At 37.8% G+C, this 14,205-nt stretch carries 11 protein-coding genes; 9 read left to right on the forward strand and 2 right to left on the reverse strand.

Annotated elements, in window-relative coordinates; translation table 11 throughout:
- The first annotated feature begins 56 nt into the window (after positions 1-56).
- The gene (gene carA / locus L877_RS0100545; RefSeq protein WP_341349111.1) at positions 57-1,145 is read left to right on the forward strand and encodes a glutamine-hydrolyzing carbamoyl-phosphate synthase small subunit; all 1,089 of its coding nucleotides are present in this window, start codon (positions 57-59) and stop codon (positions 1,143-1,145) included.
- A 1-nt stretch (position 1,146) separates the two neighbouring features.
- Complete coding sequence (gene carB / locus L877_RS0100550) at positions 1,147-4,329, forward strand: carbamoyl-phosphate synthase large subunit (RefSeq protein WP_026834428.1); 3,183 nt, start codon at positions 1,147-1,149, stop codon at positions 4,327-4,329.
- Between the two features lie 99 nt (positions 4,330-4,428).
- Here the strand turns inward: carB and L877_RS13230 are convergent, their stop codons facing one another.
- The gene (locus L877_RS13230) at positions 4,429-5,235 is read right to left on the reverse strand and encodes a PDDEXK family nuclease (protein ID WP_026834429.1); all 807 of its coding nucleotides are present in this window, start codon (positions 5,233-5,235) and stop codon (positions 4,429-4,431) included.
- Between the two features lie 756 nt (positions 5,236-5,991).
- On the opposite strand from L877_RS13230, the gene nrdD reads away from it, so the two are divergent.
- The 5 genes from nrdD (at position 5,992) to L877_RS14450 (ending at position 11,383) form a co-directional block, all read left to right on the forward strand.
- The gene (gene nrdD / locus L877_RS0100560; RefSeq protein ID WP_341349116.1) at positions 5,992-8,160 is read left to right on the forward strand and encodes an anaerobic ribonucleoside-triphosphate reductase; all 2,169 of its coding nucleotides are present in this window, start codon (positions 5,992-5,994) and stop codon (positions 8,158-8,160) included.
- Between the two features lie 8 nt (positions 8,161-8,168).
- On the forward strand, positions 8,169-8,621 hold the full coding sequence (locus L877_RS0100565) for an HD domain-containing protein (RefSeq protein WP_034784719.1): 453 nt from the start codon (positions 8,169-8,171) through the stop codon (positions 8,619-8,621).
- A 16-nt stretch (positions 8,622-8,637) separates the two neighbouring features.
- Positions 8,638-9,471, forward strand: a complete 834-nt coding sequence (locus L877_RS0100570; RefSeq protein ID WP_026834432.1) for a putative ABC transporter permease — start codon at positions 8,638-8,640, stop codon at positions 9,469-9,471.
- A gap of 3 nt (positions 9,472-9,474) precedes the next feature.
- A complete protein-coding gene (locus L877_RS0100575; RefSeq protein ID WP_026834433.1) occupies positions 9,475-10,794 on the forward strand; it encodes a M18 family aminopeptidase in 1,320 nt (439 codons plus the stop codon).
- Positions 10,795-11,260: 466 nt separating this feature from the next.
- The gene (locus L877_RS14450) at positions 11,261-11,383 is read left to right on the forward strand and encodes a hypothetical protein (protein WP_278244170.1); all 123 of its coding nucleotides are present in this window, start codon (positions 11,261-11,263) and stop codon (positions 11,381-11,383) included.
- Between the two features lie 4 nt (positions 11,384-11,387).
- Here L877_RS14450 and L877_RS0100585 read toward each other — a convergent pair whose 3' ends face one another.
- Positions 11,388-11,597 (reverse strand): M15 family metallopeptidase, encoded by a 210-nt coding sequence (locus tag L877_RS0100585; protein WP_026834434.1) that lies wholly within the window; start codon positions 11,595-11,597, stop codon positions 11,388-11,390.
- A gap of 299 nt (positions 11,598-11,896) precedes the next feature.
- Between L877_RS0100585 and L877_RS0100590 the strand changes: the two genes are divergently transcribed.
- The gene (locus L877_RS0100590; protein ID WP_156922948.1) at positions 11,897-12,937 is read left to right on the forward strand and encodes a hypothetical protein; all 1,041 of its coding nucleotides are present in this window, start codon (positions 11,897-11,899) and stop codon (positions 12,935-12,937) included.
- 13 nt (positions 12,938-12,950) lie between these two features.
- Complete coding sequence (locus L877_RS0100595; protein ID WP_026834436.1) at positions 12,951-14,159, forward strand: leucine-rich repeat domain-containing protein; 1,209 nt, start codon at positions 12,951-12,953, stop codon at positions 14,157-14,159.
- Positions 14,160-14,205 lie beyond the last annotated feature (46 nt).

A 14,205-nucleotide genomic window follows, 5' to 3' on the forward strand; every position in this document is an offset into this window, starting at 1 on the left:
AAAGGGTGTATAATCTAATGTGGTAAAAATCAGAATGAAAAAAGAGGTGTTATTCATTGATAGAAAAAAAGAATAGAAAGATTATTCTTGAAGATGGAGTTGAATTCGCTGGATACGGCTTTGGCGCTGATTGCGACAGAGTCACTGAACTCGTGTTCAACACGTCTATGGTGGGATATCAAGAAATATTGTCAGATCCATCCTACACTGATCAGAGTGTGGTTATGACCTATCCACTGATTGGAAACTATGGTATGAATGATGACGATTATGAGACAGTAAATCCAAGCTTGGGAGGATTCATCGTTAGAGAGTATAACGATGAGCCTTCCAATTTTCGGAGTAATAAGACTTTATCAGAGGTGATGAAGGAATATGGAATTCCGGGAATCCAGGGCGTTGATACCAGAGCCATCACTCGTTCTATCAGAGATCTTGGAAGCAGAAAGGTATTAATTACAGATATTGATACATCTCTTGAGGAAGGCTTGGAAATTCTCAAGAAGACAGAACTTCCAAAGGATGCGGTTAGCCGCGTCAGCACCAAGGAAATATATGTGAAGGAGCCAGAAAAATATGACTTTCACGTAGTGGCAATTGACTGCGGAATGAAGTTGAATATCCTTCGCAGCTTGTTGAAAAAGAAGTGTAAAGTTACGGTAGTTCCATACAACACATCGGCGGAGAAAATCAAGGAGCTCAAGCCAGACGGAATATTTATCTCCAACGGGCCGGGTAACCCAGAGGACGCTGTTGAAGTAGTTGAGACAGTGAAACAGCTTGTAGGTAAATATCCTATCTTTGGAATTTGCCTTGGTCACCAGATCATCTCCCTTGTGTATGGAGCCCAAACATATAAACTCAAGTTTGGACACAGAGGTGGCAACCACCCTGTGCGGAACATTTCCAATGGGAAGATAGAGATAACTTCTCAGAACCACTCATATGCGGTGGATGACAAGAGTCTTGCAAATACAGATTTGGAGGCGACACATATAAATATTCTCGACAACACAATCGAGGGTGTGAAGTGTGATAAGGACAATGTATTTAGTGTTCAGTATCATCCGGAAAGTGCGCCTGGTCCACAGGATAGCGGGTATTTGTTTGACATATTTATCGACAATATGAAGGAGGGGAAATAAAGTGCCAAAGAGAACTGATTTGAAGAAAATTATGGTTATCGGATCCGGCCCGATTATAATTGGTCAGGCAGCAGAGTTTGATTATGCGGGAACGCAGGCTTGTCTTGCCCTTAAAGAAGAGGGGTATGAAGTCATCCTTTGCAATTCAAATCCTGCGACAATCATGACAGATCCGGCCATTGCAGATAAAGTATATATGGAACCTCTTAACCTCGAGTATATTGCCAAAATAGTCCGCTACGAGAGACCTGATGCAATCGTTCCAAGCCTCGGTGGTCAGACCGGACTTAACCTTGCTATTCAGTTGGAAAAGCGTGGTATCCTCAAGGAGTGTAACGTGGAGCTTCTCGGTACGGGAAGCAAGAGTATAGAGATGGCAGAGGACAGAGAGCTTTTTAAGGAGCTCTGTGAGAGACTGGGCGAGCCGGTACTTCCTTCAGTTATTGCCAATACAATGGAAGAGGGACTTGAAGCGGCTAAGCAAATCGGCTATCCGCTTATTTTGCGTCCTGCCTATACACTTGGAGGAACGGGCGGCGGATTTGTCTCTAATGAAGAAGAGTTCATCGAGATGATGAAGAATGCTTTGGAACTTTCCCCAGTTAATCAGGTTTTGGTGGAGAAGAGTATTAAGGGATATAAGGAAATAGAATACGAAGTAATGCGTGATGCCAATGACACGGCAATTACTATTTGTAATATGGAAAATATAGATCCGGTAGGTATTCACACAGGCGATTCTACCGTGGTTTGTCCGTCTCAAACACTTACAAACAAAGAGTATCATATGCTCAGAGACAGTGCGCTTAAGATTATCCGTGAGCTTGAAATCAAGGGTGGATGCAATGTTCAGTTTGCACTTGATCCGGAATCATTTCAATACTATTTGATTGAGGTAAACCCTCGTGTTTCTAGGTCTTCGGCACTTGCGTCAAAGGCTAGTGGTTATCCTATTGCAAGGGTATCAGCCAAGATAAGTATAGGCATGAATCTTGATGAGATTATGCTCGCCAATACACCGGCGTCCTTTGAGCCAAGTCTTGACTATGTGGTTACAAAGATGTCAAGGTTCCCATTTGATAAGTTTGCAGATGCCAATAATACACTTGGAACACAGATGAAGGCCACAGGAGAGGTCATGGCAGTAGGAAGGACAATTGAAGAGAGCCTATTAAAAGCTGTGAGGTCCCTTGAAATCGGAGTTGTCCACATCTATCATGACAAGTTTGATGATATATCAACAGAAGAAATTCTCGACTATATCGGTCTTGGAACTGACGATAGATTGTTTGCCATAGCAGAACTCTTCAGAAGAGATGTGGAGTTAGACAAAATACACGAGATTACACAGATAGATAAAATATTCCTTGTAAAGATTAGAAATATTATTGCTATGGAGCGTATGCTGTCAGATAACAAGGGTGATTTGAGCGTTTTAATAGAGGCAAAGAAACTTGGATTTTCAGATACTTATATTGCTAAACTCTGGGAAATGTCTGAGATTGAGGTTTATAATCTCAGAAAAGAACAGAATATTTTCCCTGTTTACAAAATGATAGACAGCTGTGCCTCTGAGTTTGATAGTTATATACCATATTTTTATTCTACATATGAACAGTATAACGAGTCTGTTGACTCAGGAAAGAAGAAGATTATCGTTCTCGGTTCCGGCCCAATTAGAATTGGACAGGGTGTGGAGTTTGATTACTCTACTGTTCATGCCATTAAGACAATCAGGGAATACGGCTATGAGGCCATTATAATAAATAACAATCCGGAGACAGTATCTACAGACTATACAACCAGTGATAAGCTTTATTTTGAACCCCTCACTCCGGAAGATGTGATGAATATCATCAATATGGAGAAGCCTGAGGGAGTCATCGCGTCCCTCGGTGGACAGACTGCCATCAATCTTGCCACCCCTCTTATGGAGCGTGGAGTTAAGATTATCGGAACAGATTGCGATGCCATCGACCGTGCAGAAAACAGAGATTTATTCGAAAACTTGCTCAAAGAACTTGACATTCCCCAACCAAAGGGCTTTGCGGTAACTAGCATCGAAGACGGAGTAAAGGTTGCAGAGGAAATCGGATATCCTGTTCTCGTGAGACCAAGTTTCGTACTTGGCGGGCGAGCTATGAGAATTGTTGCCAAGGAAGAACACTTACGTGAATACCTCAAGACTGCCGTTGAAATCGACGAAGATAAGCCGGTTCTCGTAGATAAATACATCCGCGGTAAGGAAGTAGAGGTTGATGCCATTTGCGATGGAACAGATGTATTTGTCCCTGGAATTATGGAATTGGTTGAGAGGACTGGAGTCCATTCTGGAGATTCCATAAGTGTATATCCTCCATATTCAATCTCCGACAATGTAAAAGAAAAAATTCTTGATTATACTAAGAGGCTTGGCCTTGGAATTGGAATTATCGGACTATTTAACATACAATTCATCGTGGATAAAGAAGAAAATGTATATATTATCGAGGTAAATCCTCGTTCATCCAGAACTGTTCCATTCCTGTCAAAAGCGACAGGATATAGCTTGCCGGACATTGCAACTTATGTAATTCTCGGCGAGTCGCTAAAAAAACAGGGGATAAATATGTTATATCCAGAGGAGAAAAATAGATATTATGTCAAGGCACCTGCCTTCTCTTTCTCAAAGCTCCGTGGAATGGATGCTTATCTATCACCTGAGATGAAGTCAACCGGTGAGGCGATTGGTTATGACAGAAAGCTTCACAGAGCCATGTACAAGGCATTGGTTGCCTCCGGAATTAAGCTTCACAATTATGGAACAGTCATGGTAACTCTTGCTGATGAAGACAAGGAGGAAGCCCTTCCGATCGTTAAGCGTTTTTATGACATGGGATTCAACATCGAAGCAACCATCGGAACTGGAGTATTTCTCAAGGAGAATGGAATTCGCACCCGCATCCGAGGCAAGATGAGCGACGGAAGCGAAGATGTTCTAGATGCCATACGATCAGGCTATGTTAGTTACGTAATTAATACGAGAGCGATCTTGTCTGGAATTCACTATGGCGATGGTGTTTCAATTAGGCGATGTGCCAGTGAAAACAACGTGACCATGTTTACGAGTCTTGATACTGTCCGCGTATTGCTTGATGTCCTCGAGGAATTGACTATGGGAATATCAACTATTGATGCGGAGTAATATAGGGTAATAATAGAAGGGCACCTCAGTCTGTACCGACCTCCAATCGTTAGATTTTAGGTCTAGCTTTTGGGGGGCGGTACAGACGGTGCCCTTTTGTCATGAAAAGAATCTATTAATTATTAGTTGAATATGCTTGGTTCCAAGCGAATGTTCGGAGGTTTCCTCCGTTACAATAAAATCTCTTCCCTGATATAAGCCCTCATTCTCGTAGTCTCGGAATCTCGAGATAGCATGATTAGCATAAAATGAATCATCCATCATACCACGGTGTTCCCAAATGATAACTCTTCTTTCTCTGATATTTAGTACTGTGAAATCGGGATATATAGTTTTTCCGTCACTTAAGTGAAATGGATATTCATATTTATAAGGAATACCATTTTTTTTAAGGAGATTTGCAATATTTATCTCAGTTTTTGATCTAACATGTTCGTTGTTGTCTGTGTAAAAATCAGTGTCATTGTGATAGCTATTATAATCTTCCCAAGGAAGATTCATCCACCAATTAATATAATCCTCATCACTCGTCTCGGCAAGTTCGATGTACTGTTGGAGTTCTCCTGGAAAGCTAGTATGTAAATTTTTAATTGCATCATTGCAACTAGAGTATTCTTTAAATAACTCTAATAATTCTTGTTTCTTTTGAAGCAGCACAAGGACATCTTTGTCATAACTCTTTTGTACAAGCTTTTTTAATAAGCTGGAATTGGACTTGGAAATATATGTCCCCGTTGTGGAACTTGGAGTTTCCCTATGGTAGTATTGCAAACTGTTTTTACACCTTGAAATCTTGAGTTTTCCCGGTGGCGCAGACTTGAGCCTACGCTTGATTTTTCTTATAGTTTTTTTGTTTTTGGTAATTACATCTGGTTCTAATAATATTGAATTTTCAGTATTAATCATATTTCCCCCTATCAAATACATAATGTGTTTAGTACAATTACTATTAAATAATAACTAGATTAGAGTGCGTTGTCAAGTGTCGTTTATACGTGGATGGGAGAAGATGGAAAGTATGTCACGGCAAATTAGAGGAGAATACGGCTAGATTTAGTAATAATGTAAATTTAGCCGTACGACAAGAAAAAAAAAGATAAGTATGTCACGGCAAATTAGAGGAGAATACGGCTAGATTTAGAAGAATTGAAAATTTAGCCGTACTGATAATACGATTTTGGAAAAAACAATGAGCACATAATCTGAGAAATAGGATGGGTACGGAAAAATAGCAAGATTATAGAAATCTAGCCGTAATATGAGTCAAATATAATGAACACAAAAGTTTGTAGACAAGATACGTACGGAAAAAAGTCGGGAAAAGTGGAATCTAGCCGTATTTTCCCTCAGGATCAGCAAACATGCCCCATCCCAGAAGCAAGAAGAGAAGCCTCTGCCATCCCCTTACTTATCCATTTTGCATAGAAAACCAAATTAACCCCAAAATCATTGCAGACTGAATCGAATCCAAAAAAAACAACATTTCATCTTTACAATTGATAGTATGAGTGGTATCATATAAATACAATATGTTGTGCTTGACAAGTATGAGAGTGGTTATTTAGTCCACTCTCATTATTTGCGGTAAAATGGAGATTTTTGGGGTGCCAAAGATTATCCGTCTAGAAAAATATGTATCAAGGGAAGGTTATTATGGGAAAAATCAGAGTAATTAAGCGTAATGGAGAAGAAGTGGAGTTCAATGCTGAGAAGATTAGTAATGCTATTCAGAAGGCGAATGATGAGGTTGATGAGAAGAAGCAACTCACATTACTTCAGATAGCAGACATTACTAATCGTGTGGTGCGTCAGATTGAAAATATGTCTCATGCAGTGAACGTGGAGAATATCCAAGATTTGGTGGAAATAGGGATAATGCGTGAGGGTGGTTATGAAATAGCTCAGAAGTATGTAAGGTACAGATATCAACGTGAGTTGGCAAGAAAAGCAAATACTACTGATAGCGAGATTCTATCACTGATAGAATGCAACAATGAGGAAGTTAATCAGGAAAATTCAAACAAAGATGCCAGTATCAATTCTACTCAGAGAGATTATATGGCTGGCCAAGTAAGCAAGGACTTAACAATGAGATTGCTTCTTCCACAAGACATAGTACAAGCTCACAAAGAGGGAATTATTCATTTTCATGATTCCGATTATTATGCGCAGAAGGAGCACAATTGTGATCTTATCAATCTTGAGGATATGTTGCAGAATGGAACCGTAATCAGTGATACGCTTATTGAAAAGCCACATTCATTTTATACGGCTTGCAATGTTACAACTCAGATTGTGGCTCAGGTTGCAAGTAATCAGTATGGTGGACAGTCTTTTTCTTTGTCACACTTGGCGCCATTTGTAGATATAAGTCGCCAGAAGATTATAAAAGAAGTGAGAGCAGAGTATGCTGCACTTGGAATATCTGATACGGATAAGGGATTTGAAGATGTTGTAAATAGTCGTTTGAGAGACGAGGTAAAGCGCGGCATCCAGACAATACAGTATCAATTGATTACATTGATGACTTGTAATGGACAGGCGCCATTTGTTACAATGTTTATGTACCTTGATGAGGTTGAGGGACAAACTCGCAAAGACCTCGCAATGATTATAGAGGAAGTTTTGACACAGCGAATAAAGGGTGTTAAGAATGAGCGCGGTATCTGGATTACACCGGCGTTCCCTAAGATTATATATGTACTTGATGAAGACAATATTCACGAGGATTCAGAGTACTATTATCTTACTGTGCTTGCAGCAGAATGCACGGCTAAGCGTATGGTGCCAGATTATATTTCAGCCAAAGTAATGAGAGAATTAAAGAAGGGTGAAGTATACACATGTATGGGATGTCGTTCGTTCTTGACAGTTGAGGACTCTCAGAGGAATCCGGATGGAAGCCATAAGTTTTACGGAAGATTTAACCAAGGCGTAGTTACGATTAACTTGGTTGACGTGGCATGCTCGTCATATGGAGATTTTGATAAGTTTTGGAAGATTCTTGATGAGAGACTCGAACTTTGCCACCGTGCACTTCGTTGCCGACATGAGAGACTGAGGGGGACCAAGAGTGACGCTGCTCCAATTTTGTGGCAGTATGGCGCGCTTGCTAGACTAGGCAAGGGTGAAGTTATCGATCCATTGCTTTACAATGGCTATTCGACTATTTCACTTGGATATGCCGGTCTATATGAGATGTGTGTGAGAATGACCGGAAGGTCTCATACTACCGAGGAAGGTAAGGAATTTGCCTTGAAGGTAATGCAGTATTTGAATGATAAATGTTCCGAGTGGAAGGCCGCTGAAAATATCAGTTATTCTGTTTATGGAACACCGATGGAATCGACGACATATAGATTCGCGAAGTGTTTGCAGAGAAGATTTGGTAAGATTAAGGGTGTTACAGACAGAAATTATATTACTAATAGTTATCATATACATGTCACAGAAAAAATCGATGCTTTTTCAAAACTCACCTTCGAATCAGAGTTTCAGAAACTCTCGCCGGGTGGAGCTATAAGCTATGTCGAGGTTCCAAATATGCAGGATAATATTCCGGCTGTATTGGCACTTATGAAGCATATTTATGATAATATTATGTATGCAGAACTCAATACCAAGAGTGACTACTGTAAGGAATGCGGTTACAATGGAGAGATAATCATAAAGGAAAGCGAGACTGGGAAGCTTGTCTGGGAGTGCCCTAATTGTGGTAATAGGGATCAGAACAAGATGTCAGTTGCCAGAAGAACATGTGGGTATATCGGAACTCAGTTCTGGAATCAAGGAAGAACCCAAGAAATCAAGGACCGAGTACTTCACATATAATTGGAAAGATGACTAGTAGGGATAAAAAAATATTCAAAAATGTTCTGCGAGAGATTGTAGAACATCCGAATTCTAGATTTTTAGAGACAAAAGAATATATTCAACATGGCAGAGTGTCAGTTTTTAGACACTCTGTTAATGTTGCATATAATAGTCTTAAACTGGCTCGTAAGCTAAAGATTAAGGTGAATGAGCGAGAATTAATAAGAGGAGCATTACTTCATGACTATTTTTTATATGACTGGCATGATGGCAAACCGGAACGCAGGCTTCATGGGTTCTTTCATCCGGGTATAGCTATGAAGAATGCAGAAAAACACTTTGGATTGTCAAAAAAAGAAAAAGATATTATCAAGCATCATATGTTTCCGTTGACATTTCCTTGGCCGCGCTCCAAGGAAGCGCTATTAGTATGTTTTGTTGATAAGGCTTTGTCAATTAAGGAGACGTTAAATAGATAGGAGCAGAATTTATTAAATGTATGAAAATGGTTTATATAGCGTAAATTATTGGATAATGGTTTTCTATTATTACAGCATAATTGGATGGATTTGGGAGAGTATTTACGAATCAATAATTGCAAAAAAACTTTTGAATAGAGGATTTTTACATGGACCATATATTCCGCTTTATGGGTCTGGGGCAGTTGTGATATTTATGGTCACGTCCAGATTTCGTGACACTTGGTGGCTTCTTTTTATTGCGGGGGCATTGGTGGCTACATTTTTGGAGGAAGTAACGGGGCGTATTATGGATAGGGTATTTGATATTAGATGTTGGACATATTCGGGTTATCCAGGCAATATCGACGATATCATATGTATCCCAGCTGCTTTTTTCTGGGGAGTATTGTCATGCCTTGGAGTGTACTATATCAACAGACCATTGGAATATTTTCTCTCGTCTATGGAAGTAAGACATATAGAATATATAATTTTAGCTATCACAATTATTTTTGTGTCAGATGCTACGATTTCGGTCAAAAATGCTCTTGCATTTAGATTTGTTATTGAGCGAGTTAGAATTATTAAAGAAGAGATTGTCAAACTCCGTGACAAGCTTGAAAATATGGTTTTGAAAAATGAAAACGCAAAAGAGAGTAAGGAATATCATCAGTTAAATGAGAGAATTCTCAAGTCTATGACGGAGGTTGAAATATATGAAGGGCGCGTTCGTCGCTATATTAGGAGAATATTGAGTATAAATCCCAAAGCAACGGTCATCAGTTTGGGAGTTAAGGTTGTGGACTTAAAGAATGATTTGCTCTCGCATATTCCAGCGAGATTTACAAGAAAAGAAAGAAAGGAATAAAATATGGACGAAAGAACTAAGACTATAGATAAGTTTTTGAATAGAATATCAAGTGATACCTGCAGTTTTACTACCGTAAAAAATTCAATAGAAGAGCTTGAATTAAAGGGATTTAAACCCCTTTGTCTTGCTGATGAAAAATGGGATATTTCTCCGGGAAATAATTACTTTATAAATATTTACGATTCATCCATAATCGCCTTCTCAGTCGGGGAAAATTGGAATCGAGATAGTAGTATTACACCTGAAAACAGCCTGAGAATTGCAATGGCTCACACAGATCAGCCATCCCTCTATGTCAAAAGCAATCCGGAAATTGTAGATAATAATTATGGAAAACTCAATGTTGAGGTCTATGGTGGAGCAATCCTCAACACATGGATGGATCGCATGCTTTCGGTGGCAGGAAAAGTAGTGCTCAAAAGTGATAATCCATTTGAACCAGAAGTTAAGATAATTGATATGGAACGTCCGTTATTTACAATTCCCAATCTCGCAATTCACCTTAACAGAGAGATTAATAAGGGAATAGAACTTAACAAACAGACAGATATGGCAGCTATTGCATGTGTTAGCGGAGAAAAAATAGACAAGAATTTCTTCATGAACATGCTTGCAAGGAAATTGCACGTATCTGAGTCAGAGATTCTTGACTACGAATTGTTCATATATAATTGCTGCGCAGGTGATGTGGTTGGATTCAGAGAGGATATGATATCTGCCCCAAGAATTGATAATATCTCATCTGTATCAGCGTGTCTAGAAGCAATAATTAATGCCAAACGACCTGCTGGAATCAATGTAATTGCTTTATTTGACAATGAGGAAATTGGAAGCAGGACAAAGCAGGGAGCTGATTCGGAAATATTTAGAATAGTATTGGATAAAATTTTATCCAGCTTAGGGTTAGATGAGGATAAGATCAACACTATGTTGTTAAATTCATTTGCACTTTCCGTAGATGTGGCTCATGGTTATCATCCGAACAAACCAGAGAAATCGGACCCAACTAATAAGAATTTTCTAGGTGATGGCGTAGTTATCAAGCGAAGTAGTGCCCAGAATTATGTTACTGACAGTTCGGCAGTCGCTACTGTCATGATGATCCTTGAGAACGCCAGTATTCCTTACCAAAAATTTGCCAGTAGATCAGACGCTCCGCAGGGCGGAACACTTGGCTCACTGGCGTCTAAGTATCTTCCGGTCAAGATGGTTGATATGGGAATCCCTATCTTGGCCATGCATTCTGCCAGGGAAATGATGGCGGTGGAGGATTATATATCTTTGGAGAAGGCGATAAAGAGTGTGTTTGGTGGAGTTTAATTAAATCTGGGGTGTGTGGCATTATTGGCGCCGTGTAGCTCTGTGTGTCGCAGAATACGGCAAAAATTCTTTTTTTAATGATTTTTGCCGTACGATATCTTTTTGTGGAATTCTTGTTCAAGGAATTTGCCGCAAAATACGGCAAAAAATCTTTTTTTAACGATTTTTGCCGTACGATATCTTTTTTGTGGAATTCTTGTTCAAGGAATTTGCCGCAAAATACGGCAAGAATTCTTTTTTTAACGATTTTTGCCGTACGATATTCTTTTTAGAGAGTAACCATTTAGTGTGATTTCCTAATAAGTACGGCAAAAATGACTATTTTAGAATATCTAGCCGTATTATTCTCTAATTTGGCGTGACAAGATTCTTGCTCAGAACTAAGGGTACGGAAAGATTACGTAAATCTACAATATTTGCCGTATTATGCTTTGGAGCATTAGATCAGAAAACAGGAAAGGAGATCATGAAAGTATTTAAACAACTTAATGAAATAGGTAAGACAATTGTAATTGTTACTCATGATCCCCAAGTTGCCGCGGCATGTGATAAAACTATTAACATTGAAGATGGTAAAATAGTCAGCTAGTTGATTACTTCTCAAAATGTTGATAATCCTTTACACTATGCCAATCGCCACCCCATTTAAAACCATATTTTTTAAATAATTTAAAAGCCTTATCCTTGTGAGAAATCATATGATCTCTGAGTTTCTTGCGATTGACATAAGGCTTTCTTTTTTTGTATGAACAAAACCACTTTCCATTCTGATGAGGCCTGAGAGGTTTTTTTTTATTATTCAACTGTCAAACTCCCGAGACTCTTATTATTAAAAAATAAATTAAAATATCAAAAAGGGCTTGACAATTTATATGTATATATATAATTGTTTAGTGACTATGCGCATAAGTTGATAATTTTACTACGGAGGAAAAACAAATGATTAAAAAAGCGATGTGTATAATGATGTCGACGGTAATGATGCTGACAACGGCTAGTTACTGTAATGACTCTGCAAATAATGTTTCTAATAGTGTAAGAGATTACACTGTAACAGAAACGTCTTTAGAAAATGGAGAGGAATTAAATCGACATAGTGTAGGTGAAAATAATAGTGATGCATACAACGTTAGAAGATGTAAATGTTGCAGATGAAAATGGCGTTAGGATTGAATCGGCTGATTCTGAGAAAGTAGAGAATATTTTTGATGATATTGAAAATAATGAGAGTGAAATAGATTCATTTGGGAACAATACGCTTGTTGAGGGACGCTGGTCAAAACATGATAAAATTGCAGCAGATTATACAAATGTAAAGGAATTTCAAAATGGAGCTAAAGAACCTGATTCTAATTCAAATCTTCACGGTTTGTCAAATAATCATGGTTTGCATGGTGGAAGGTATGTAAATTGTATAGCTATTTATAGGTATTTGAATAAAGTGGCAAGAGCTGTAAATGGTCTAAATAAAAATGCTACTTTGAAACAAATAAAAGAAAAAATAAGTGGAGTTGCAAGAGTGACAGGTATGGAGGATTCTTGTATAATTCCAATGTTGAATGTAGTTTATAATTCATATAAAGATTTGGGGATATATGGAACTACTAAGAAAAGATTGACAGATTATGTTGCTCAAAAGCTTAAAGGGAAAACGGGCAGAGAAAAGGAAGCCTTTATGTTTGGTATGGCTTCTCATACAGCGACAGATTTGTACGCACACGCATCATATAGATATTTAAATGGATATTGGTATTGGATAGATCACATAGTAGACGAAAATGGAGACATGGTGGCAGGAGATCCATTTCATGCAGATAATAAAAAATGTGTTGAAAGAAGATGGAATTCTGCAATTGCCGTGCTAAATAATATTATATTAAGATACAACAATAAAAGAAGCGAAATAGATATAATTAGAGACTTTTTGATTGATTCAATTAAAACTGATCCAGACAAGAGAGATTATTATAACTCTCGTTCAATAAAATATACTGGAGTAAAAGACAAAGATGCAACATATAGACTATTTAATTTTCAAAACTATATGCGTGCAGCAGGAGAAAAAGATTCGTCTATTCTTGGTGTGTACGGATGGGCAACTGTTTATAGTGACGAGAAGAAAATAAATACAATTAAAGATTAAAAGGAGAGAGAATATGAAAACCATAATGATAAAAAAATTAATAATATTCATGTTAATATGCGCTTGTTTTACAAGTATAGGTTCTATAGAAGTGCGTGGAGAAAACATGGATAATAACTCTGATACAAAAGTAAATGATGTTAGGACAGTAAAGATTAGTGATGGTGTAACCGCTAAAGTAAGTTTTGGTGATTCCGGATGTTGGATTCAAAAACTAAAGGTTTCAAAGAATGTGAAAAAGCTGATAATTCCTGATAAGATTGATGGAAGTCCGGTAGTTTGGTTTGATTATACCAACAAGGGGGTTGAAGGAGATTCCGATGATGAGTGGACTAATATTTTCGGGAAGAAATTTGAAAGCCAAGGTGATGAGCTAAATCCAAAAAAATTATACCCTGCAAATAATAAAAACATAACACAAATAGTATTGCCGGATACTATCACCTATATTGGTAAAAGGTCATTTGCCGGTTTAACGAGCTTGAGCAAGATAAAATTGCCGAAAAATCTTGAAAGAATAGCAACTAGAACATTTGCAAGGTGTGAGAAACTAAAAAAAATCGATATTCCAAATAAAGTTGAAGACATAGATAAATCCGCATTTGTCTATTGTAAAAAGCTTAATAGAATACATATTGAGAAGGGAAATAAAAATTATATCGAAAAGGGAGATGTTATTCTCAAGTCAGATATGAAAACGGTATTTTCTCTTTCAAATGTAAAAAAAACACTTAATATTCCTGGATGTGTTGAGGCATTTGATACCCCTTTATTGAGCAATTTTATACCTCGCAAAATAAAGATTTCAAAAAATAATAAATGTTTAGCAATAGATAAAAATTGTATATATAAGAAGAAGAATAGAGAACTTGTGTTAGCTTTAGCAGATAATAAGAAAATTGCAAAAATATCTGATAAGGTTAAGGTTTTGAAAGAAGGAATAGCATGGGCAGGTAAAATAAAAAAAGTTGTAGTTCCAAAGTCAGTTAAATATTTGCGTCAGAATTGGTATTTGGGGTTGTTTTCGGAGACTGAAAATACGATAGTGTTTATGTCCAATAAACCACCAATAATTAAAGCTACAAATGGTGATAATGGATTGCCATCCTCAGTGCGTGTAAAGGTTAGTGCTAAATCATTTAATACGTATAAAAAATGGCTTAAAAAACGTTGTGATCATATTTTGGTGGAAAAGAAGAAAAATTCGTTTTACATTTTTTAAATTTTTTCAATAACGGGAGCGGAATATGCTTAATCATATCGCTGCT

Source organism: Eubacterium xylanophilum ATCC 35991 (assembly GCF_000518685.1).
GTDB classification, from domain to species: Bacteria; Bacillota; Clostridia; order Lachnospirales; family Lachnospiraceae; genus Eubacterium_F; species Eubacterium_F xylanophilum.

Excerpts from the sequence above, each read along its gene's own strand:
- L877_RS13230 (WP_026834429.1), bottom strand. The coding sequence starts at position 5,235 with ATGATTAATACTGAAAATTCAATATTATTAGAACCAGATGTAATTACC.
- L877_RS0100595 (WP_026834436.1), top strand. The coding sequence starts at position 12,951 with ATGAAAACCATAATGATAAAAAAATTAATAATATTCATGTTAATATGC.
- L877_RS0100570 (WP_026834432.1), top strand. The coding sequence starts at position 8,638 with ATGTATGAAAATGGTTTATATAGCGTAAATTATTGGATAATGGTTTTC.
- L877_RS14450 (WP_278244170.1), top strand. The coding sequence starts at position 11,261 with ATGAAAGTATTTAAACAACTTAATGAAATAGGTAAGACAATTGTAATT.
- L877_RS0100575 (WP_026834433.1), top strand. The coding sequence starts at position 9,475 with ATGGACGAAAGAACTAAGACTATAGATAAGTTTTTGAATAGAATATCA.
- L877_RS0100565 (WP_034784719.1), top strand. The coding sequence starts at position 8,169 with ATGACTAGTAGGGATAAAAAAATATTCAAAAATGTTCTGCGAGAGATT.